The sequence below is a fragment of the Sphingomonas sp. IC081 genome (assembly GCF_006874585.1).
Taxonomy (GTDB): Bacteria; Pseudomonadota; Alphaproteobacteria; order Sphingomonadales; family Sphingomonadaceae; genus Novosphingobium.
The window spans coordinates 775365-797421 of the sequence record NZ_CP029762.1; the positions used below are offsets into that span (position 1 = coordinate 775365).

Consider the following 22057-nt stretch of genomic DNA (forward strand, 5'->3'; position numbering starts at 1 on the left):
GCCGCCATCGGGCGCCTCGCGAAGCATGGCTTTCAGGGTAAACGAGGATGATGCCGGCGCATCAGTCCCCGGGAACGTTCAGGTGCGGTACCGCAGCGCGTCGATCAGGAGCGCAAAGGCAGGCTTCGGCTGCCTGCGGCTGGGGTAATAGAGGTGGTAACCTGGGAACGGGTCGCACCATTCGTCCAGCACGCGCTCCAGCCTTCCCTCGGCAATGTGCTGTGCCACATAGTCCTCGGGCACGAAGGCGAGCCCGAACCCGTCGATCGCGGCATCGATGATGACTTCGACATTGTTCGAGGTGAATTGCCCCTCCACCCGCACGTTGAGTTCGCGGCCGCCCTTCTCCAGTTCCCAGGCATACAATCCGCCAGCGGTCGTCAGGCGCAAGTTGATGCAGCGATGCGCGGCAAGATCCTGCGGTGCATGCGGGATGCCATGGCCGCGCAAATAGCCGGGCGCGGCCACGGCGGCCATGCGCAGTTCGGGGCCGATCGGCACCGCGATCATGTCCCGTGCGACCTGTTCGCCAAGGCGTACGCCAGCGTCGAACTTGTCCGCCACAATGTCGCGCAGCCCGGAATCCACACTCAGTTCGATTTCCACCTCCGGATAGTCCTGCATGAGCCGGGCGACGACCGGCCAGAGCACGGTGCGGGTGGCATGGAGCGGCGCAGTGATGCGGATCAGGCCCGCCGGTTTCTCACGCAGTTCGCCCAGCATATCGAGATGATCCTCGATCTGCGCAAAAGCCGGGATGAGGCCGCCCAGCAGCCGTTCGCCGACATCCGTGGGCGAGACACTGCGCGTCGTGCGCGAAAGCAGGCGCACGCCGAGCCGTGCCTCCAGCCGGCGGATCTTGTGGCTCAGCGCGGATTGCGAGATCCCCATCTTGGCCGCCGCGCGGGTGAAGCTGCGCTCCTCCGCAATGGCGATGAAGGCGTGAAGGTCGTTCAGTTCGTCGCGCTGCATTGATGACTCATGTTGATAGCCGCATGCATCAATGATGTACTAATCACACAGACGCGCGCAACCTATCTTCAGGTTCAGCCCAAAGCCCAGGCCCGAACAATGTTCAAAGCCACGAACTCGGCGGGCATGTAACCAGGAGTTATCCATGCAGAAGCGCAAACTCGGTAAGAGCGGCCTCGAAGTCTCGGCCATCGGCCTTGGATGTATGGGGCTGAGCTACGGCTACGGCCCACCGGTCTCGGAAAGCGACGGTATCGCGCTGATCCGCGTGGCCTTCGACCAGGGGGTGACGTTCTTCGACACCGCCGAAGCCTATGGCCCTTATGCCAACGAGGAACTGCTCGGCAAGGCGCTTGCCGACGTGCGCGACGAAGTGGTGATCGCCACCAAGTTCGGCTTTTCCGGGGGCAAGCCGATGGACGGACTGGACAGCCGCCCCGAAACGATCCGCGCCATGACTGAAGCCTCGCTCCGCCGTCTCGGCACTGATCATATAGACCTGCTCTACCAGCACCGCGTCGATCCTGCCGTCCCGGTCGAGGAAGTTGCCGGCACTGTGCGCGACCTTATTGCCGAGGGCAAAGTGCGCCACTTCGGCATGTCCGAGGCAGGCGCGGAATCGCTGCGCCGTGCCCATGCAGTGCAACCGGTTGCCGCGCTGCAGAGCGAATACTCGCTGTGGTGGCGCGAGCCCGAGGCGGAGATCCTGCCGCTATGTGAGGAACTCGGTATCGGTTTTGTCCCGTTCAGTCCGCTCGGCAAGGGTTTCCTGACCGGCGCCATCACTGCCGAGACGACCTTCGGCGGCGACGACTTCCGCAATGTCGTGCCGCGTTTCGAAGAGGAGAACCGCAAGGCCAACGAAGCGCTCGTCTTCCGGCTCAAGGACATCGCCGAGGCACGCGGCGCCACCCCGGCGCAAATCGCAATTGCCTGGCTGCTCGCCGGCAAGCCGTGGATCGTGCCGATTCCGGGCACCACCAAGCGGCATCGCCTGACCGAAAACCTCGGCGCAGCCGCCATCACCCTCTCCCCTGCGGACCTTGCCGAAATCGAGGAAGCGCTCGCCGCCTTCCCGGCGCAAGGTGCGCGCTATCCCGCCTCGATCGCCGGCCGCGTCGGCCGCTGATCCAGACGTCCGAAGGACATCCTCGTATGAAACTCATCCGCAACGGTAGTCAGCCCTCGATCAAGGGGCCCGCCGACTGGTTCACCGGCAACGTGCGCATCGATTCCCCGTTCCAAGGCGAGCCCCCCGCGCGCGCCGGCGGCGCCATCGTAACCTTCGAGCCCGGCGCTCGCACCGCCTGGCACACCCACCCGCTTGGCCAGACGCTGATCGTCACATCGGGCTGCGGCTGGACCCAGTGCGAAGGCGAAGCCATCGTCGAGATTCGCGCCGGTGACGTGATCTGGTGCCCGCCCGGCCACAGGCACTGGCACGGCGCCACGCCGACTACCGCCATGACCCACGTCGCCATTGCCGAGATGCTCGACGGACGTGCCGTCGACTGGCTGGAACAGGTCAGCGACGACGACTATCTGGCCGGACCGCCGACGGGCTGACCGCCCAGGTTCCTAATCTGGCGCTGAAGCAGGCGTTGCCGGTCAGGACCTGATCGGCAACGCCTGCTCGTCCTTGATCGTCTCCATCGAGATGTAGGCGGAAACGTCGTTCAGATCGAGCCGTGCGATCAGGCGCTTGTAGACCGCGTCGTAGTGCGCGACGTCCCTGACCACGACCTTGAGAAGATAGTCGAAGTTGCCCGCCAGCCGGTGGCATTCGAGCACTTCGGGAATACTCGCCACGGTCGCACGGAAACACTCCAGCCAATCCCCGGAATGACGGGCGCGGATGATCACGTAAACGGTGCCGCGCAAGTCCAGCAGCGGCCGGTCGAGCACGGCGACGGTGCGACGGATGTAGCCATCGTCGCGCAGCCGGGCGATGCGCCGAGAACAGGCCGAGGGCGAAATGTTGACCCGTTCGGCAATGGCATGGACCGGCATGTCCGCACCGCTCTGGAGCATCTCGAGAATGCGATAGTCACGGTCGTCGAGCATGAGGACAGTCCACGGATTCATCACGGAATCCCACTCCAATGCACAATTAACGCGCAAAAGTCAAAAATACCGCATCACACGGAAGCCAATTCGCCTATTTTGCGCAAACTTCGCACACATTTTCCACGCCAAGCGCACTAAAGTCAGCGCAGACGAGGAGTAGCGCGCATGGCACAGGACATCGAATACGCGGCGGAGCAGGACCACACTGTCCGGGAATGGCAGACACAGGCCATCGCCCACCTGCGCGCCGAGCAGGCGAGCGCACCCGAAACACCGCTAATCGAGTTGCCGCTCACCGATGCACCGGGTATCCGCCTGTTTCTCAAGGATGAATCAGCCCATGCCAGCGGCAGCCTGAAGCACCGGCTGGCCCGCTCGCTGTTTCTCCACGCGCTCTGCAATGGCCGCATCAGCCCCGACACGCTGATCGTCGAGGCATCCTCGGGATCGACTGCGGTTTCTGCGGCGTGGTTCGCGCGGCTGCTCGGCCTGCCCTTCCTCGCCGTCGTGCCCGCCTGCACCGCGCGCGAGAAGATCGTGCAGATCGAGGCGCTGGGCGGCACATGCCGGGAAGTGGCCGATCCCCGCACGATCCAGTCCGAAGCTGCCCGGATCGCCAGCGAATGCGGGGGCTATCACCTCGACCAGTTCACCCTCGCCGAACGGGCCACCGACTACCGCGCCAGCGGCAACATCGCGCAGGCCATCTTTGCACAGATGGCCCAAGTGCCGGGCGGCCTGCCGCGCTGGATCGTCTGCGGCGCGGGCACCGGCGGTACCGCCACCACGCTTGGACGCCACATCCGCTACATGGGCCATTCCGCCCACCTTGCCGTGGCCGATCCCGAGGCGTCGGTGTTCCATCGCCACTTCGCCGACCGTTCGGTCTGCCGCGTCGAAGGCGCGCTGTCCTGCGTCGAGGGGATCGGCCGCGCCAAGGTGGAACTCTCGTTCACACCTGAAGTCATCGACCGCATGGTGGTTGTGCGCGACGGCGCCGGAATGGCCGCAGCGCATCATCTGAGCGCGCTGCTGGGGCGGAGCTGCGGCCCCTCGACCGGCGTCAACCTTCACGCCTGCATGGAGATCGTCGCCGAGATGGCAGCACGCGGTGAAACCGGCAATCTGGTGACGATCCTGTGCGATTCCGGCGAACGATACCGTTCGACCTGCCACGATCCGCAATGGTGCGAGGCGAGGGGCTTCACCCCTGCCGATGCCCATCCCGGGCTCGGCCACTTCCTGCCGCTGATGCCGGATCTTGCACGGCGGGCGGCCGCCTGACTTTTTCCGAAGCGAAAGCGCGCCGGCACCGGCTAGTCCCGGCCGCCGGCACGCTGCTCGCCTCAATGCATCTGCAGAACGATCACTTCGCTGCTGGCCGGATCGGTGCGCTTGCGTAGCTTACGCACGTCCTTGGCCGAAACCGTGCCGCCGGTATTACCCCAGGAACTGCGGACGTAGCTCAAAACATCGGCGATCTGCTGATCGGACAGCTGGTTGCGGAAGGGCGGCATCCGGTAGGCATCGGGAACGCCCTGCGCGACGACGCGCGCCGACCCGTTCAGCACGGCATTGATGCCCGAGGCCGCGCCCTCGCTCGCCAGCGAGGAGGCGGAACCGGCCAGCGGCGGAATCCACTGCCCCTGCCCGCGCCCGTCGACGCCGTGGCAGAAGCTGCACTTGGCGAGATAGGTCTGCGCGCCCGCGCGGTTGTCCCCCGCGGCCGCACTGTAGCTCCAGGCCGCGCCGTCCTTGCCGGGATTGCCCGGAAGGGACTTCAGGTAATGCGCGATGGCCCGCAGATCCTCGTCCGGCATGAACTGCAGCGAGTTGTTGAAGGCCTCAGTCATCGAGCCGAACACCACCGCGTGGCGATTGCGCCCGGTCTTCAGGAACTGGTGCAGTTCCTCCTCGCTCCAGCGGCCGAGGCCGGTATTGCTGTCGCCGCGCAGGCTCGGTGCGTACCAGCCGTCCAGCAGCCCACCCGATAGGTAGAGACGGCTGCCTTCGTGATAGGCCTTCTCGTTCATCGCCAGCCCGCGCGGGGTGTGGCAGCTGCCGCAGTGTCCGGCACCCTGCACCAGATAGGCTCCCCGGTTCCACAGGGCATCCTTGTCCTTGCGCGCCTCGAACGTGGCCGAAGGCGCGAAGACCCCGCTCCACAGTGCCAGCGGCCAGCGCATGCTCAGCGGCCAGGGGATCTCGCTGTCACGGTTGGGCTGCCGCGCGGCCGGCACCCCGGCCATGAAGAAGGCATAGAGCGCCTTCACATCGCCATCGGTGAGCTTGACGTAGGAGGGATAGGGCATCGCCGGATAGAGCCGGTGGCCGTCCGCCGCGACGCCCGCGCGCAGCGCGCGGTCGAAATCGGCGAGGGTGTATTGGCCGATGCCGGCCTGCTTGTCCGGCGTGATGTTTGTGGCAAAGATCGAGCCGAGCGGCGTCGCCATCTCCAGCCCGCCACTGAACGCAGGCTTGTCCGGCAGGCCGTGGCAAGCCACACAATCCGCCGCGCGGGCGAGTTGTTCGCCCTGCCTGACCAGCGCCGGAGTGAAGGCGGGTGCGGCCACACCGTCGAACGGCGAAGCCGGGGTGCGGTTCACATACCAGGCCGTCGCGGCTGCCACGACGGCAAGCGCGGGCAGCAGGATCTTGTATCGTGTCTTCAACGCCGCCTCTCCTTACGCCGCATCGAAGCTGTGGCGGGACAGCGGCATGCTGCGCACGCGCCGTCCGGTCAGCGCCGAGACCGCATTGGCAACCGCCGGCGGCACCGCAGGCAACGGCGGCTCACCGATGCCGCCCATCTTTGCACCGCTCTCGACGATCTTCACATGCACGCGCGCCATGCGGTCGGGCGGCAGGATCGGGTAGAGATCGTAGTTGCGCGCGGTCGGCATGCCGTTTTCGTAGACGGTCTCCTCGAGCAGTACTTGCGAGAGCCCGAGGGTAACGGCCGAATTGACCTGCGCCTCGACGATGGCCGGATTGACAATGCTGCCCGGATCGATCGCTTCCCAGACATCGTGGACCATGACCTGGCCCTTGACGATCGAGACTTCGGCAATCGCCGCCGCCTCGGTCCCGAACGGCGAGGCCATGGCGATGCCTCGCGCCCGCCGGCTACCGTCCGCCGCCGTGAAGGGACCCCGCTTCCAACCGCCCGACAGTTCCGCGACGGCATGGAGCAGGTTGGTCAGTCGCGCATTGCCTTCCAGCAGCGCAAGGCGCAATTCATAGGGGTCCTGCCCGCCCTTGTCGGCCATTTCGTCAAGGAAGCACTCGTAGAAGAAGTCGTTCATCGAATTGCCGACCGAGCGCCAGTAGGCGAGCGTCGTCGGGTTCTTGACGAAAAGCTGGGCGATCCGCTTGTCGGGTATCGCGTAAGCCTTCTTGGTGATGCCTTCCAGCGCGGAATCGTCCAGTTCGGCGCTGCGCTTGTTGGCAATGCCCTCGCTCGGCCCTTCGGTCACGCTGACCGCTTCCAGCGCCACCGGACGGCCCTTGTCGTCGAGCCCGCCGCGGAACCGCACGACCGCCATCGGCCGCAGCGGATCGCGCAGGAATTCCTCCTCGCGGCTCCAGATCAGCTTGACCGGACGGCCCACCGCCTTGGCCAACTGGATCGCCTGCGGATAGGGGTTGCCGCCGGGATAGAGGAAATGGCGGCCGAAGAACCCGCCCAGCAGCGGGCTGTGGATCTTGACCTGTTCGGGCGCAAGCCCGGCAAACTTGGCCACTTCCGCCTGGAACATCTCCGGCGCCTGGTTGGGCATCCACAGTTCCAGCGAACCGTCCGGGTTGAAACTGGCCAGCGCCGAGGGCGGCTCCAACTGGGCATGGTGGACGTACTGGCTGCGATAAGTCGCCTCGACCACAGTGGCAGCGCCGGACAGCGCCTTGGCCGCGTCCCCGCTGATTTCCGCGTCCTGCCCATTGCCCTTTTCATTGGCGAGACGCTCGGCAAAGGCCTCGGTCGAAAAGTCGGCGGGCATGTATCGGACATCGGTGTCCTTGCCCGGATCCTGCCACTCCACCCGCAGCGCCTCGGCCGCACGCTTGGCGTGCCACCAGCGCTCGGCAACGACGGCCACGGCCCCGCCGATACGGTGTACCGAATGGACCCCGCGCATGGCCGCGACTTCCTCCTCGTTGGCGATGCCCGCCACTGTCAGGCCCAGGCGCGGCGCATGCTGGACAGCTGCGTGGAGCATGCCCTCGACCTTGCAGTCGATCGCGTAGATCGCCTTGCCGGTGGCCTTGTCGTGCATATCGAGCCGCGCGACCGGCTTGCCGATCCAGCGGAACGTGGCCGGGTCCTTGAGCTTGACGATCGCGGGATCCGGCACCGCGAGGTCGAGCGCGCCGCCCGCCAGTTCGCCATAGGCCAGCGAACGCCCGGAACCGGCATGGAGCACCCGCCCGGGCTCGGTGGTGAGTTCGGCCGCGGCCACGCCCAGCCGGTGCGCCGCCGCCTCAAGCAGCATCATGCGCGCGCTGGCGCCGAGCCGCCGCATCGTCTCGTAAGTCAGGCGCACCGACATGCTGCCGCCGGTGATGCGCATGCCCCCGTCCATGACCTGGAACACCTTGCCCGCAGGCGCCGCCTCGACCACGAAGCGTGCCGGGTCCATGTCCAGTTCTTCGCCGACGATCTGCGCCATCGCGGTGAAAACGCCTTGCCCGCCTTCCATGAACGGGCTGAGGAATCGCACGGTGTTGTCGGGGCGGATTTCAAGGAACGCGGGGACGCGCACCGGAATCGGCGCAGGGGCTGCGGCCTGCGCGCGGGCAGTGCCCACAGGCAGGCCGAAACCGATCACCAGCGCGCCGCTCGCAGCACCGGCCGTGCCCAGCAGCACGCCCCGGCGCGAGATGTTGACCGGATCCTGCGCCACGAAGCGAGCCTCGCTATCGGTTACGGTATCGCTGTCGAGGAGAGTGGCCATCACGCGTCCTCCTGTCCATCCGCGGCGCCTTGCCCGGTCTCGCCTGCCTTGCCGCGCCGGGTCAGCAGATAGGCCGAGCCCGCGACAACCGCAGCGCCGCCTGCCACGGCGGCAGCCACTGTCGCGGTCGACGGCCCCTCACCGCCTTGCGCCCCGTCTGCAGGCACGGCGGCAGCGGTGTCGGAAAGCCCGGCAAGATCGGTCAGCGCCGCATGGATGGCGTTGTAGGTGCCGCAGCGGCACAAGTTCACCATTGCCGCGCGGACATCCTCCTGGCTGGGCCTTGCCTTTTCCTTGAGCAGCGCCAGGGCGGCCATGACCTGGCCAGACTGGCAATAGCCGCACTGCGGCACCTGGTGCCGGACCCAGGCATCCACCACGCGCTTGCCAAGGCCATCTTGTTCCACCGCCTCGATCGTGGTCACGGCCTTGCCCGCCACGCTTTCCAGCGGCGTCACGCAGGAGCGGGTGATGACCCCGTCAACCAGCACCGAACAGGCGCCGCACTGGGCCAACCCGCAGCCGTATTTTGTACCCGTCATGCCGAGTTCGTCGCGCAGCACCCAAAGCAACGGCATGTCCGCCTCCGCCTCAAGCTCATGCGCCTGTCCGTTGACCTGGAGTTGCATCGTGGTTCACCTGTCCGCCAATCGTGCGACCGCCAGCGAACATCATCCGCGCCGCGCCGGCGAAATAGACGTCACCCGTCGCCGATCGAAACGCGGATCTGGCCGATATTCGGGGCGATCCCTGTTGCACATTGTATCGCGCGCGTTCGCTGCCAAGGCAATGCCGCCGCGATGTTTTTCGCTGCCGGACCGGACCGTTCCGTTCAACAGAACGATGAGCCCATCTCACCACCGCGCGGTATGGCGCTGATACCATTTATTACGGGTCCACCCATGGTGCCTTTATTGCAAATGCTACGCAATCGCCGTAATCGACGGAACAGAGGGCCTGCACGGCCTTTCGCACCGGGGGAGCTCGAAAGGGGCGGCGCAGCGCATGGCGGCGCTTCGGGATGACGCTGTCCCGGTGATCATTGCATTCACGAAGGGAAGCGTAATTCCGATGCGTCACGCCAAGTTTGCATTGCTGACCGGCGCGCTTGTCGCCCCTGTCACCCCGCTCGCCAGCCCAGCGTCCGCCGCCAGTGTCACCGTCACCTTGCCGCGCGTGCCTGTCGCCGAATACAAGAAGCCCTATGTCGCAGGCTGGCTGGAGCCGGTGGGCGGCAATGGCCAGATCCGCTCGGTCTTTGTGTGGTACGAGGTAGCCAAGCGCGGCGGCAACGAGGCGGGCACCAAGTGGCTCACCGACCTGCGTTCGTGGTGGCGCAAGGGCGGACGCTCGATGCGCCTTCCCGCCGACGGCATCAGCGGCGCGACGCGCAGCCCCGGAACGTACACCATTCCGCTGCCCAAGGACCTCGCCCCCGGCAATTACGTATTCAACGTCGAGGCTGCGCGCGAACACGGCGGGCGCGAACTCGTCTCGGTGCCGATCACCGTACCCAAGAGCGGCGGCCGGGCCAGCGGCAAGACCGAACTGGGCGCCGTCACCGTCTCCACCCGCTGAGGAAGCCAGGACCATGATTTCGCCCCTTCGCCGCTGGCGCCGATCCGCCGCCCTGCTCGCAGGCCCCATGCTCGCCGCAATTGGCGCGCCTTCCGCGCAGGCGGACAGCCCGTTCATCCTGCCTTCGACCACCAGCCTCGCCGGAACCAGCGGCGTGGTAACCTTCGACGCCGCCGGATCGGACCACGTCTTCTCGATGGACCACCGACCGATCCAGCTCGCCTCGATCACCGCCACCCGTCCCGATGGCACGCCCGCCGAGCCCTACAACGCGGTCCAGGGGCGGTTCCGCTCGGTGTTTGACCTCAAGATCGACCAGGAAGGTACCTGGAAGATTTCGAGCGGCCAGACGCAGGTGAGCGGCACCTTCATGCTGGACGGCGTGGAGCGCCGCGTCGGCGGCCGCGGTGGTCCGCCGCGCCCGGCTGGCGCCCCTGAAGGAATGGCCGGCCCCGGCGGTCCGGGAGGCCCCGGTGGCCCAGGGGGCCCCGGCGGCGAACGCCGCCTGCCGCCGGTTGCGCTGCAGGACATCCCCGCCAACGCGACCGACATCCACCTGACAGAGAACATCTCCAAGACCGAAACCTTCGTCACGGCGGGCGCACCGACGGACACGGTGTTCAAGCCCACCGGCACCGGACTGGAATTCGTCCCGATCACCCACCCCAACTCGGTGGCGGCGGGCGAAGTGGCGCAGTTCCGCTTCCTGATCGACGGCAAGCCGGCGGCCGGGGTCAAGGTCACCGTCATCGCCGGCGGTGTGCGCTACCGTGAAGAGACGGGTGAAACCGAACTCACCACCGGCGCCGACGGCGTCGTGACGATCAACTGGCCAAGCGCCGGGCTGTACTGGATCAGCGCCGAGGCCCAGGACAAGCGCCCGAGCGACAAGCGCGCGGAGGCCCGCAAGATGTCCTATGCCGCCACGCTGGAAGTGATGACGCCGTAAATCCGGCCGACATCCGCCGCCCGGAAGGCGAGAACGGCCGGCAGACGAGGTCCCGATCGAGACCTCGTCTGCCGGCCTTCTTCGTGCGTGCCCCTTGCGCAGACATCATGGCGTTGCCCGCGCAACGCACGTGACGAAGCCGCAGCAAACCGGCTATAGCGCTCAGGCCTTTGGAAAAGACATCATTGTGACCGGACGGGAAACAATACCTTGAAAAACATCAGGCAAGACGCCGTCTAGCACACCGCCGCGAGACGTAAAATCCCTTGAAAATCTCATAATCCACGGGCAATCTTACAGGAATCTGCGCATTACCATGTTTCCCTGGGGAAATATTCTGTATCTCCAAGGGATACAATCAAGGCAATGGCAACAACCGCACAGGGAATGACGCCGGATGGATCTCGAGGACTTGCGCAGCTTCGCGATGGTGGTCCGTCACGGTGGATTTTCGGCGGCGGAGCGCGTCACCGGCGACGCGCGCGGCAAGCTGTCGAAACGGGTGGCGAAGCTGGAACGCGATCTTGGCGCACGCCTGCTCGAACGCTCCACCCGCAGCGTGCGCGTCACCGATGTCGGGCTCGAAGTCTACCGCCAGTGCGAGATCATCGAGGAAGGGCTCGCCGCCACGCGCGCAGTGGCCCAGCGCTCGCGCGAGGATGTCAGCGGGCTACTGCGCATCGCCTGCCCGCCCGGACTGTCCCGCTTCCTCGGGGCCGAGGGCCTGGCCTCGTTCCTCACCCGCTATCCGCAAGTGCGGGTCGACATGCACCTCACCAGCCGCCGGGTGGACATCATCGGCGAAGGCTATGACATCGCCTTGCGGGTCGAACTGGAAAAGGAAACCGACCTGTCGCTGACGATGCGCCAGCTAGGCCGCGGCCAGCGCATCCTGGTGGCAAGCCCGCGCTTCCTCGCCGATCTCACCGCACCGGTCTCGATCAACATGCTGGCAAAGATGCCCACCCTCTCCGTCGGCGAACATGCCGAGCAGCACCGCTGGGAGCTGGTCGACGACGAGGGCGAGCAGCGGCGCATCCTCCATCATCCGCGCCTTTGCAGCAACGATTCCAGCATCGTGCGTGACGCCGCGCTCGAAGGCCTTGGCGTCGCCCTGCTGCACGAACGCGCCTGCCGGCAGGACGTTGCTGCCGGCCGCCTCGAACGGGTCCTGCCGCAATGGCACACTGCCGCCGCCGTGCTGCACATGGTCTTCGCCACGCGCCTCGGCATGTCGGCGGCGCTGCGCGCCTTCATCGACCATTATGCCGATCAGCCGTTCTTCACGCTGGAAGCCCCGCCGCTCGCAACCCGTTGAAGGGTGCGGCCTCGGATCACGTCACGACTTGCGGCTCCGCATTTCGAACGTCACCCGTTTCGGCCCGGTCCTCCTCGAAGCGCTGCTTGAACAGGTCGAACGGCTCGTTTGCCGGGTTGGCCTCCCGGAACTTGGTACGCCCCTCGTCCTTGAGATAGTCGGCGTAAAGCATCGTCGTGGTGCCGACGCGGCGTACGGAAAGCACCGTGTCCATCTGCTCCATGAACACGCCCAGCTTCTCGATCGGCGCGCAGGCGAAGACCTGGAGGTTGAACTCGCGCAGCAGCGCCAGGCATGAATTGACGTTACCGCCGTCGAGCGCGTTGAACGCCTCGTCGAACAGGATGATGCCAAGGCCAAGGTTGTCGCGATTGTCCTCGGTGGAATGGCACACGCTCGACATCGCGCAGGCCATGGCGATGTAGAACGGCACCTGCTTCTCGCCGCCCGAACCACTGCCCTGCCGCTTGGCATAGTCCGAAGTCACGCGCTGGCCGTCGAGCGTCGTCGTCACCAGTTCGAATTGCAGATAGTTGCGATAGTCGCTGATCTGCTCGACGTTCTCGCCCTCGTCGATCATGCGCTTGATGCGCTCGACGCCCTTCATCAGGCTGGGTTCGAGACCCGACGTGGCGCCGCCCTCCTCGAACAGCGCGCCGACGTCGATGCTGTTGAGCTGCACCCGCCGCGCGATCTCGACGATCTCGGCATAGAAGCGGTCCGGCTTCACCTCGATGCGGTAGAGTTCGCCGTGGAACGGCCGCAGTTGCAGGCTGCGGTTGAGCGTGCGAATCTGCCGCTTGGCGCCCTCGATCCGGTCGTGCAGCTTGACCAGCATGTCGGTCTTCAGCGAGGTCTCGATCGAGGTCCGCGCTTCCTGCGCCTGATCGCGGTATTCGCTCAGCGTATTGTTGACGATGGAAGCCTGCTGGCCTTCCAGCCATGCCAGCTGCGCCTCGGGCCCGGCCTCGCGGTCGAACTGTCCGGCGATCCCGGCATCGTGGGCATAGGCATAGGCCTTTTGCGGCGCCTGTCCCAGCAGCTGGTTGACCCGCGTGCGGGCCTTGGCGGCCTGATCTTGCGCGGCGTTACGCAGGGCGGGCAGCACCTTGCCATGTTCGGCCAGCAGGAAATCGAAGTCCCTCAGCGCGGCTTCCCGCTCGGCGGCGGCAAGGACATCGCGTTCGGCAAACATCGCTTCGGCCTTGGCGAACTCGTCCCGCGCGACCGCGAGCTTTTCGGCGGCGCTGCCGACGAGGTGGCCGGAGACGCGCTGCGCCTTCTCATCGTTCTTCAGTTCCTCCTCGTATTCGGCAAGGTCCGCCCTGAGGCCGACCAGCCGCTCGCGGATCTCGACCGGGCGCTCGCCTTCGAGGGTGCGGATATTGTCGCGGATCTGGGCGACGCTTTCAGCCGTGCTCTGGCGGGCGCGTTCGAGGTCGTCGAGGCTGCGGCTTCCGGCGACATCGAGGAAACGCTGGATGTCCTCGACCAGCGCCTTCAGCGCACCTGCCTGCGCTTCGCTGCTGGCGAGCGAGCGCTCCTGCCCGGCGACCAGTTCTTCCAGCACCGGGATGTTCTTGCGGCTGGCTTCCTTGCCCAGCCGATGGACCTGCGCGGGGCGGCGGTTCTCGATCGAGCCGCCCGAGGCGAAGAGGCAATCCGGGGTGACGGCGCGGTCGTGCCGCAACAGGTCCTGCTCGGTCTCGACCCGGCGCACGGTGTTGAGGCGGCGGTTGATGAAGGCCCGCGCGTGGGGATTGTCCGTCTCGATCACGTCGGCAAGGCTGCCCGCCGTGGCGCTTTGCGTGCCCTCGCCCGTCTTCGTCGTGTTGACGATCTGGGTGCCGGGATAGTCGCGGCGCTGGCGGCGCAGCAGGGCGATGGCTTCCTGCGCCTGACGCGGCTCGACCACCAGCGCATCGCGCGCGGCGCCCAGTAGCGTTTCGGCCGCATCAACCCAGCGCTCGTTGGTCACCTCAACCAGTTCGGCAATCGGCCTTGCGGCAATGCCGTGCGCTTCAAGATAGTCGATCAGCCGCGCCGTGGGGCCCTCGACCAGCGCACCCCCGCGGGCGAGGGTCTGCAACTGCTCGCGGTTCTCGCGGAGCTGGCCGCGCAGCGTGGCGCCGGTCCGGAGATGGCCCTCGCGCGCGTCCTGCGCTTTGGCCACATAGCGCGCCAGCGGATCGACAAGGCGGGTAACGATCTGGTCGATATCGCGCGCGGCAAGCCCGGCCTCGCCCGCAACCCGGCTGCGCAGCGCCTCCAGCGCTTCCTTCGCGCGCAGATATTCGCCCTCGCCGTACGTCAGCACCAGCCGGTCGGCGAGGCCCGCCGCGCCGCCGATGGCGGCGAAATAGGCCTGATAGTCCTTGTCCGCCTCGGCATGGGCGCGCTGGGCGATGGGCAGGTTGAGGTCGCGGAACTCGCGGATCGCCTGTTCGCGCGTGTCGTTTTCCAGCGCGCGCGAGATCTCGCGGATTTCCTCGGTCACACGGGCAATGGCCTCGCGCGTGCGGGTCAGGCGGCGGTCGGCCAGCGCCTGTTCCTCCAGCTTGCTCTCGTGCTGGATAGTGACGAGGCGCAAGTGCTCTTCCAGCCGGTCACGCTCGGCCTTGCCGGCCACCCAGCGCAGCCGGGTTTCCTCGGAAGTCTTGTCGGCCAATTCACGGTAGGCGGCAATCGCCTCGCCGACCTGCTGCTTCTGGACTTCGAGGTCCTCGATCTTCTTGAGCAGCCCGCGCCACGTCGAGACCGACTTGCGCAGCGCCTCCACATCGAGCCCGGCGGGATCGAGCAGGAATTCGCGCACGAATTCGGTGGCCGACTTCATCTCGCGGATGCGCAAGCCGTTCTTCAGCGTCTTGAGGAACTTTTCCGGGTCCGCGTGATGCCCCTTGCCGCCCAGTACCGTGAGCACACGGCGGGTGAAGTGGGTGGGCCGGTGGCCAAGGTTCTCGAAGCCGGGAACCTTGCGCAGCCGCGCCGTTAGTTCGCCCCAGGGCAGGACGTAGGGCGCACCGTCCACGTCCTCCAGAAAGTCGCTGTCGCGCAGCGACTGGTCGGGGGCGATGAAGGCGCCGAGCACTTCCTCGTTCTGCTCGCCATCGACCGCGCTCATGCCGATGCCCACGGTCCAGCACTTGCCGTCGTGCTCGCGCTCGAACACCAGCGAGACGTAGCTGATGCAGTTGGAGCGCAGCGTCTCGCCCGCCACGCGGCCCAGGCAGTAGTCGAAGACCGAGCGGTTCTCGCCCACCTTGCGCGTCTGCCCGGCCGTGACATTGGCGCTGGCGTTGAGCTGGAAGTAGTTGCGGTTGTTGCCGGTCAGCACGACCTGGATCGCGTCGAGAATCGACGACTTGCCCGCGCCGTTGGGGCCGATCAGCGAGGTGCTGCCCCTCAGGTCGATCGACAGGCGTTCGAAGGTGTACCAGTTGATCAGGTTGATGCGGCTGAGCTTGATCATTCCGCAATCTCCTGTTCGCGCGCTTCAATCGGGGCTGCTTCTTCCGCATGGCTCCCGGGCAATTGCCCTTGCGCCTCGGCGGCGAGCCTTGCCTGCGTCGCGGCGATCCATTCCTCGATGCGGGTCTGCCAGGCATCGCCGGTCACGCTGCGGATCGAGGGACGGATGGTGATGCCGACGCCGTTTTCCAGCGCGATCTCGTCGCCCAGATCGATGAAGCGGCGGCGGCGGAACGCGTCTAGGATCTTGCGCACGCGCGCCCATGGCGGACGCGGCCGGGCGACCCACTGGTCATAGCGCTCCATCACTTCCATCGAGGTCGTCTCGATGTGGCCGAATTCCTCCTGGCTCATCGTCAGCACGCCCTGTTCGAACGTGGCGCGCAAAGCCAGCAGCACGATCGTCTCGTCGACCGAAAGCACGGTGCGCGAAAGGCTCTCCTGCGGGCGCAGCTCGATCATCATCTCATCGGCCCGGATCACCAGATCGCGCCCGAGCGCATCGAACAGCCCGCGAAAATAGGCCGCGTGGCGCACGACGAGGTCGTAGGTGCCAGCGGCATTGTAATCGTCGCGGAACAGGCATTGCTGGGCGAGCAGGCGATCCGCCGCGCGCACCATCATCTCCTTGGAGACATCGCGGTTCTGCGGGCGTTCCAGCAGCTCTTCAAGGTCGTACAGCGTGGCGGCGGTCATTGTTCTGCACTCGGGTAATCGGGGGAAATGCGTTCGATGCGGAAGGCGGAAAAGGCCGACCAGTCAGTCTCGACGACGCGGCCCGGATCGTGGACCACGCGGAAGCGCCGCAGCAGTTCCTTGTTGCCAAACATGTCGAGCTGGCGGGCGCCTTGCAGCAGCAACGCCTGCTCGGGGCTGTCGATACGGAACTGGCCCGCATCCAGCCCCTCGCGCGCGCCCAGATTGCGCTCGATGTAATCAGCGATCTTCTGCGGCGTGACCGCCAGTTGCAGCAGATAGACCTTCTGCGACTGGTCGTAGGCAATAAGCGCAGGATCGACCTCGGCCCGGCGCACCGGGCTGGGCGCCGCGATCGGCCGCCGCATCGTCGGCGAGGCAAGGCTTTCCGGCCCCCAGTGCCGTACCGGATCGGTGAGTTCGGACGGAACCTCGACAGGCTCCTCCCAGTCGCAGGGCACGGCGGCCACATCGCGCAGCAGGTGCGTGACCCGAAGCAGGCTCGAACCATCGACCTCGTTCATGTAGCTGACGGTGCGGGCAATCCGCTGTTCGAGGCGGCTGCGGAAGGCGTCGATATCGTCGAGCCGTTCCTCCGCCGCATCGAAGATCCGCTTCACTTGCGCCAGATGCTGCCGGACCTTCGACAGCGCCGCCTCGTGGCTTCCCGCCAGCCCCTGCGCCACGTAGCCCTGCGCAAAGGCCGTCACCACGGCAGGATCATGCTCGTAGTCGGATATCATCTGGATGATCCGGTTACGGTGGCGGAACGGATTGTTGGTGGTCTTGATGACCCGGTAATCCGAGATCAGCACGTCCTCCACGAAGTGGAAGAAACTGGCCAGGATGCGCGTGGGCTGCGGGTCGGAAACAATGCGCTGCTCGTGCGCGCGCAAATTGCCGATGATCGCCGAAAGGTGCTGCTGGAACCGCCGCGCACGCAAGGCCGCGTCCGCCAGCGAGGATGCCTTGTCGAGCGGATTGTCGCCCAGCCGCTCGATCACGCTTTCGAGCGCGGCGATGGTCCCGCCGAAGTGGACCGCCTCGCCCTCCTCGATCGCGCTCAGCGTTTCGAGCAGCATCGAGACCGAGGCGTCGAGATCGACCATCTGCACATAGCCGCGCGAATGCTCGACCAGCCAGCCTGCCTGCTTCAGCCGGAGGTAGACGTTGTGCGGATTCTGGCTGGCATCGGCATTGGCGGCATCGGACGAAAAGTCCTCGGCAATGTCGGAAAGCCGGTCGATCTGGGTGGCGATGAAGGCGACAAGATCATCCTTGCGGACCTGGTCGGCGTAGTTCTCGCCGAAGAACGCGCGGTAGACCCAGAGGATCAGGCGCGCATAGTCACGCCGCGCGGGCGAGGACAGCACCCCGAAAAGGCTGGGCGGCAGGTGCCCGAACAGCGCATCCCGCTTTTCCTGCCCATTTTCTCCAGTACCGCCGCTCTGCATCGAAATCCCATGATCGCCTCCGCGAGAATCAGCGGGTCGGCGCAAGGGGGCGGCACATAGGAGCGCGCGGCAGCCACGGCAACTGCATGGAGCAGACTGTAAACAGGGCGATCAACAGGGATGCGGCGACCCGTTCCGCACGCAACGCCACCCGGCGGATGTCCGCTCCTACACCACCGCCACCTCGGGGTTTTGCGCAAACACGGCATCGACACCGCTGACGATCCCGCGCGTCAGCGCCCTTGGCACTGCAACTGCAAACCCGCGCGTGACCAGCCCCTCTACCGCCCAGCGCACGCAAAAGTCGGCGGCGACACCGACGACCGTGACGCTGTCGATCCCCGATGCCACCAAGGTCCCGAAAAACAGGTCCCGCTCTATGCGCGTGCCCTGTTCCGTCACCAGTTCCAGGCCGGGCTCCGCCCACATGTCGAACACCCCCTTGTCGAGCGTATAGACAGGAATGCCCGCATCCACGGCGGCAATGTCGAGCACGCTCTGCCAGCCCGGCGTCGCCTTGTCGCAGTGGATCGGAAACTGCCGGGCCTCGCTGGAGGCGGCATAAGTCACCGGATCATGCGTGTCGAAGGTCAGCAGCACGCCGGCCGTTTCCGCAGGCGTCAGCGCGGCAAGCCATTGCTGCATGGGCGCTACGATGGCCTCGGCATCCGGCACCGGCAGCGCGCCAGAGGCTTCGACAAAATCGCGCTGCATGTCGACGACGATTACGAAACTGCGCATGGCGGATGGTCCTTCATCGGTATTGGGCTGTGAAATCATTGTTAGGCGAGGCGAACTGCACGGCAAGCGGCAAGCCCGCCGCCGCCACCAGTTTTGCCGCAAGTGCATCGGCATCCCCAGTGACAACCGTGCCCTGCTCAAGCCAGGCGAGACACCCGCCCCGCGCCTGATCAAGGCAGGTCAGGGCCAGCGAAGCGGTGATCGCCAGTTCCCCGCCCAGGCCGCGACCCAGCCCGAGATCGGCGGCAATGCGTTCGCCCAGCCGTTCGGGGCAGAGCAAGCCGAACCGCAGCGTCTCCTGCCAGGGGTTGGCATGGTTGGTGGCATCCTCCACCACGAACCACCCATCGATGGCACGTTCATCCTCCATCGGCCCGCGCCCGTGCCGGGTCAGATAGCAACGCGTGGCGTAAGTCACCTCGAGCGCGGAAATCCCCGCCTCGCCGGCAATCGCGGCGATATTGGCCAGCCCCGTGCTGGAGCGGGTAACAAAGGGGAACCCCTCGGCTCCCTGATCGAGCAGCAGCCCCTGCGCCGCCTCGAAGATCACCGTCCCCTGCCTGCCGAGCACGGCATCACCGGAGAGTTCCACGCGTGAGCGGAAGGCGGCGCATTGGTCCAGGAAACGCTCCAGCACGCCATCCGCCGATGCATGTTCCAGCGGGCCGCCATGCGGATCGAGGCCCAGTTCGGCTGCCCGAGCGCCCAACCATGCACTCCGGATCGCGTGCAATTTGCCGCGCAGATCCGCGCTCCACAGATCGGCGACAGTGAGTGCAAAGGCCGTCTGCTGGCAGCGCCCCACCGTCTCCCCGAACCCGAGGCCGCAGCTGCCGTGCCGCCTCTTGCCGCGCGCCAGTTCGGCCGCCTGGTTGACCATCATGTCCCAGGGCGTCGTCACCCAGCCGCGCGGATCGGCGGTGATAAGGGGTGCGAGGCCCTTGGCGCCCAGCGCCGCGCACTCCTCGGCGAGCAGGATCGGGTGCGACACCATGAAGCGAGAGAAATGCGTGGCCGCGCCGCGAAATGCCGCCGAGCCGATATGGTGGAACACGTGCCGCTGCCCGCCGGTCTCGACCGTGTGCCCGGCCTGCGCACCGCCATTGCTGCGCACCACGACCACCTCCGGGCCAAGCGAGGCAGCGAGCCAGTCGACCGTGCGCCCCTTGCCCTCGTCACCGTAGCTGGCGCCGATCACCGCCTGCGCGCGCATGTCACTCGCTCCCCCATCCGCGGCCGCCAAGCCCGCCTTCGGCAAACCGCCGCAGCGGCTCCGGCAGCAGCGCGGCCAAGCCTCCGGCAGCGCGGCGAGGACGACCACTCGCCGCCTCGATGGTGGCGACAATGGTTTCCGCCAGCCGCGTGGGGTCCTTTAAGTGGATCACCCGCTCCGGCAGGATCGCTTCCCAGGACGCCCTGACCTTGGCCATGTTACGCGCCGCGTAGCTGCCGTCGACGATGATGTGAAACACCTCGTATCCAGCGCTCGCCAACCGCACCGCCTCGCGCCCGGAAATGCCGCGCCTTGCATCAAGACCCAGGACCCGTACCAATTGGTCACGCTCGATCCCGTCAAGCACCGGCTCGTCACCCACCGTGAACAGGAAACCCTTGCGACCGCGTCTTTGCTGCGCGTCATGCACCGTCTTCAATCCGGCAAAGGCATGGGCAAGGCAATAACTCTCGCCGTCGTTGCCACCCCCGCCGCCTTCCAGCCAGAGCTGGCGGAGCTGCTCGACGATGCGCAAGTCAGCCTCGAACTGGGTGACCTGCAGTGGCGCCCGGTCGCAATAGGCATCGCCGATCGCCATGGCCATGACGTGCGGATCACTTACCGGGCGGCGGTCCATCAGCGCGGTGAACGTTTCATTGAGACCGCGCACGACCAGTTCCTCGGCGAGCATGCCCATCGATCCGGTGACGTCGACGCCGATGATGATCGGCGTCGCTTCCGGGTTTTGCCCGCTGTCGCGCGATTCCCGCAAGGTCACGCGGGCGGGATCGTAAGCCTTGTCCATGCCCAGCGCGCCGAACAGTTCGCGGCGGCTCCGCCCGTGGATCGATCCGGCAGCATAGGCATCCCAATCCCGCGCGCTCCAGTTGCCATGTCCCATCGCTTGGTCTCCATCTTCCGACTCAATAAACGTCATTTTGCATTTTAATTTATAAGATGCAATATGCAGTTTATGAACAATCAATCTGATCGACCGATCCTGACTGTCGACGTCGTGCCCCTGACACTCGCAAATGGCCGTCTCTGCGTGCTGCGCGCAGTGCGTCCCGAGGCCCCGTTCGCGGGCCGCGCGGCGCTGATCGGCGGTTACGTCCACACCGACGAGGACCGCCATCTCGGCGATAGCGCCCGCCGCGTGCTGGCCGCCAAGGCCGGGCTCAGCGCACTCTACGTGGAGCAGCTATCCACCTTTTCCGGTCCCAATCGCGATCCGCGCGGCTGGTCTGCCAGCGTCGCCTATTTCTCGCTTTCGCCGCTCGCCGCGCTGCAACCGGCGCTGGAGGTCCCCGGCCTCGAACTGGTGCCTGCGAACGAGGCGGGCGGCATGCCGTTCGACCATGACACGATCCTCGCCGCCGCGCTGGCGCGGCTGCGCGGCAAGGGCGCCTATTCCGACCTGCCCGCGCGTTTTCTGGAGGCGGAGTTCACCCTCGCCGAGTTGCACACGGTCTACGAGATCGCGCTTGGCGAAGCGCTCAACATCGATGCCTTCCGCCGCAAGGTGATGGAGCGTGGTTTCATCGAGGAAAGCGGCGCCAAACGCCGCGAGCCCGGCGCCAATAGGCCCTCCCTGCTCTATCGGCTGAAAGCGGGTCACGCGGTGTTCGACCGCCGGATGTAACCGCTACCGCCCCCCGACGCGCCCTGCGCTGCTGCCACCTTTTCCTGACCGGCGCGGGCCGCTATCGATTGTTCCAATGCCTGCTTCCCCCCAAGCCGCAGCCCCCCGCGCGGCATCCGCCCACGATCTTGCCCGCGCGGCCGACTTTCTCGCCACCTGCGAGGACTACCGCGTGCTGCGCAAGCTGCGCCCGATTGCGCGCTTCCACGTGCCGCGCCCCGGCAGCGAGGGCCGCATCGGCGTTGCCCTCGACGTCGAGACGACCGGGCTCGACCATGAGGCGGACCGCATCATCGAACTCGCCGTCCAGCGTTTCCGCTACGATGAGGCCGGACGCATCGTACAGGTCGGACAGCCCCGCGTCTGGCGCGAGGACCCCGAGCGCGTGCTCGATCCGCGCATCACCAAGCTGACCGGGCTCACCAATGCCATGCTCGACGGACAGGCGATCGACGAAGCGGCTGCCATTGACATCCTGGCCTCGGCAGACCTCATCGTTGCCCACAATGCCGCATTCGACCGGCCCTTTGTCGACAGGCGTCTGCCTGCCATCGCCGACAAGGCCTGGGCCTGTTCGATGGCCGAACCCGACTGGCTGGAACTCGGTTTCGACGGGCGGGCACTGGCGTACCTCGTCTCGCAATGCGGCTGGTTCTACGAAGGCCACCGGGCCGAGAACGACATCCTCGCGCTGATCTACCTGCTGGCCCACGGCCTGCCGGACGGCCGCACGGTGATGGCGGAACTCATCGCCCGCTCCGAGCAGCCGGGCTGTCGCGTCAATGCAGTGGATGCCCCATTCGGCGCCAAGGACCTGCTCAAGGCCCGCGGCTACCGCTGGAATGCTATCATGCGCTTCTGGTCGAAGGAAATTCCCGAAGCCGAGCGCGAGACCGAGGAACTATGGCTGAAGACCGAGGTCTACACCGGCCACGGCAGCCCGGCGCTGCACCCGGTCACCGCTTGCGACCGCTACAAGGGCTTTTGACCGGGGGGGGGGGGGG

Annotated in this window: 19 protein-coding genes; 8 read left to right on the plus strand and 11 right to left on the minus strand. The window is 66.4% G+C overall.

Annotation, left to right across the window (positions count from 1 at the left end):
- Positions 1–78 precede the first annotated feature (78 nt).
- Positions 79–972: a LysR family transcriptional regulator gene (locus DM450_RS21570; protein ID WP_142638994.1), complete on the minus strand. Its 894-nt coding sequence runs from the start codon at positions 970–972 to the stop codon at positions 79–81.
- Positions 973–1117: 145 nt separating this feature from the next.
- Between DM450_RS21570 and DM450_RS21575 the strand changes: the two genes are divergently transcribed.
- Together DM450_RS21575 and DM450_RS21580 are read left to right on the plus strand one after the other, a co-directional pair.
- Complete coding sequence (locus DM450_RS21575) at positions 1118–2101, plus strand: aldo/keto reductase (RefSeq protein ID WP_142638996.1); 984 nt, start codon at positions 1118–1120, stop codon at positions 2099–2101.
- Positions 2102–2127: 26 nt separating this feature from the next.
- A complete protein-coding gene (locus DM450_RS21580) occupies positions 2128–2538 on the plus strand; it encodes a cupin domain-containing protein (RefSeq protein WP_142638998.1) in 411 nt (136 codons plus the stop codon).
- Between the two features lie 42 nt (positions 2539–2580).
- Here DM450_RS21580 and DM450_RS21585 read toward each other — a convergent pair whose 3' ends face one another.
- Complete coding sequence (locus tag DM450_RS21585) at positions 2581–3036, minus strand: Lrp/AsnC family transcriptional regulator (RefSeq protein ID WP_142639498.1); 456 nt, start codon at positions 3034–3036, stop codon at positions 2581–2583.
- A gap of 168 nt (positions 3037–3204) precedes the next feature.
- Between DM450_RS21585 and DM450_RS21590 the strand changes: the two genes are divergently transcribed.
- On the plus strand, positions 3205–4323 hold the full coding sequence (locus tag DM450_RS21590) for a PLP-dependent cysteine synthase family protein (RefSeq protein ID WP_142639001.1): 1119 nt from the start codon (positions 3205–3207) through the stop codon (positions 4321–4323).
- Positions 4324–4385: 62 nt separating this feature from the next.
- Here DM450_RS21590 and DM450_RS21595 read toward each other — a convergent pair whose 3' ends face one another.
- Genes DM450_RS21595 through DM450_RS21605 form a run of 3 tightly spaced genes read right to left on the minus strand, consistent with a single transcriptional unit; the run spans position 4386 to position 8620 of the window.
- Positions 4386–5711 carry a c-type cytochrome gene (locus DM450_RS21595; protein WP_142639003.1) on the minus strand — a complete coding sequence of 442 codons (1326 nt, stop codon included), beginning with the start codon at positions 5709–5711 and terminating at the stop codon, positions 4386–4388.
- Positions 5712–5723: 12 nt separating this feature from the next.
- Complete coding sequence (locus tag DM450_RS21600) at positions 5724–7991, minus strand: molybdopterin cofactor-binding domain-containing protein (protein ID WP_142639005.1); 2268 nt, start codon at positions 7989–7991, stop codon at positions 5724–5726.
- The gene (locus tag DM450_RS21605) at positions 7991–8620 is read right to left on the minus strand and encodes a (2Fe-2S)-binding protein (protein ID WP_142639007.1); all 630 of its coding nucleotides are present in this window, start codon (positions 8618–8620) and stop codon (positions 7991–7993) included. The genes DM450_RS21600 and DM450_RS21605 overlap by 1 nt, the downstream gene beginning before the upstream one ends.
- A gap of 442 nt (positions 8621–9062) precedes the next feature.
- On the opposite strand from DM450_RS21605, the gene DM450_RS21610 reads away from it, so the two are divergent.
- The 3 genes from DM450_RS21610 to DM450_RS21620 all read left to right on the plus strand — a co-directional run bounded on the left by DM450_RS21610 (position 9063) and on the right by DM450_RS21620 (position 11836).
- Positions 9063–9569 carry a DUF2271 domain-containing protein gene (locus DM450_RS21610; protein ID WP_142639009.1) on the plus strand — a complete coding sequence of 169 codons (507 nt, stop codon included), beginning with the start codon at positions 9063–9065 and terminating at the stop codon, positions 9567–9569.
- A 13-nt stretch (positions 9570–9582) separates the two neighbouring features.
- A complete protein-coding gene (locus DM450_RS21615) occupies positions 9583–10518 on the plus strand; it encodes a DUF4198 domain-containing protein (RefSeq protein WP_242526485.1) in 936 nt (311 codons plus the stop codon).
- A gap of 397 nt (positions 10519–10915) precedes the next feature.
- Positions 10916–11836, plus strand: a complete 921-nt coding sequence (locus DM450_RS21620; RefSeq protein ID WP_142639011.1) for a LysR family transcriptional regulator — start codon at positions 10916–10918, stop codon at positions 11834–11836.
- 16 nt (positions 11837–11852) lie between these two features.
- Here the strand turns inward: DM450_RS21620 and DM450_RS21625 are convergent, their stop codons facing one another.
- The 6 genes from DM450_RS21625 to DM450_RS21650 all read right to left on the minus strand — a co-directional run bounded on the left by DM450_RS21625 (position 11853) and on the right by DM450_RS21650 (position 20312).
- A complete protein-coding gene (locus DM450_RS21625; protein ID WP_142639013.1) occupies positions 11853–15308 on the minus strand; it encodes an SbcC/MukB-like Walker B domain-containing protein in 3456 nt (1151 codons plus the stop codon).
- Entirely contained in the window at positions 15305–16003 is a 699-nt protein-coding gene (locus DM450_RS21630) for a DUF4194 domain-containing protein (RefSeq protein ID WP_142639015.1), read from the minus strand. Before DM450_RS21630 ends, DM450_RS21625 begins: the two co-directional genes overlap by 4 nt.
- The gene (locus DM450_RS21635) at positions 16000–17457 is read right to left on the minus strand and encodes a Wadjet anti-phage system protein JetA family protein (protein WP_142639017.1); all 1458 of its coding nucleotides are present in this window, start codon (positions 17455–17457) and stop codon (positions 16000–16002) included. The genes DM450_RS21630 and DM450_RS21635 overlap by 4 nt, the downstream gene beginning before the upstream one ends.
- Before the next feature lie 168 nt (positions 17458–17625).
- The gene (locus DM450_RS21640) at positions 17626–18198 is read right to left on the minus strand and encodes a cysteine hydrolase family protein (RefSeq protein WP_142639019.1); all 573 of its coding nucleotides are present in this window, start codon (positions 18196–18198) and stop codon (positions 17626–17628) included.
- A gap of 13 nt (positions 18199–18211) precedes the next feature.
- Positions 18212–19411 (minus strand): adenylosuccinate synthetase, encoded by a 1200-nt coding sequence (locus DM450_RS21645; RefSeq protein WP_142639022.1) that lies wholly within the window; start codon positions 19409–19411, stop codon positions 18212–18214.
- A 1-nt stretch (position 19412) separates the two neighbouring features.
- Positions 19413–20312 (minus strand): hypothetical protein, encoded by a 900-nt coding sequence (locus DM450_RS21650; protein WP_142639024.1) that lies wholly within the window; start codon positions 20310–20312, stop codon positions 19413–19415.
- 72 nt (positions 20313–20384) lie between these two features.
- On the opposite strand from DM450_RS21650, the gene DM450_RS21655 reads away from it, so the two are divergent.
- Both DM450_RS21655 and DM450_RS21660 read left to right on the plus strand, forming a co-directional pair.
- Positions 20385–21053, plus strand: coding sequence for an NUDIX hydrolase (locus tag DM450_RS21655; protein WP_142639026.1), 669 nt, complete (start codon positions 20385–20387; stop codon positions 21051–21053).
- Between the two features lie 76 nt (positions 21054–21129).
- Complete coding sequence (locus tag DM450_RS21660) at positions 21130–22041, plus strand: 3'-5' exonuclease (protein WP_142639028.1); 912 nt, start codon at positions 21130–21132, stop codon at positions 22039–22041.
- Positions 22042–22057 lie beyond the last annotated feature (16 nt).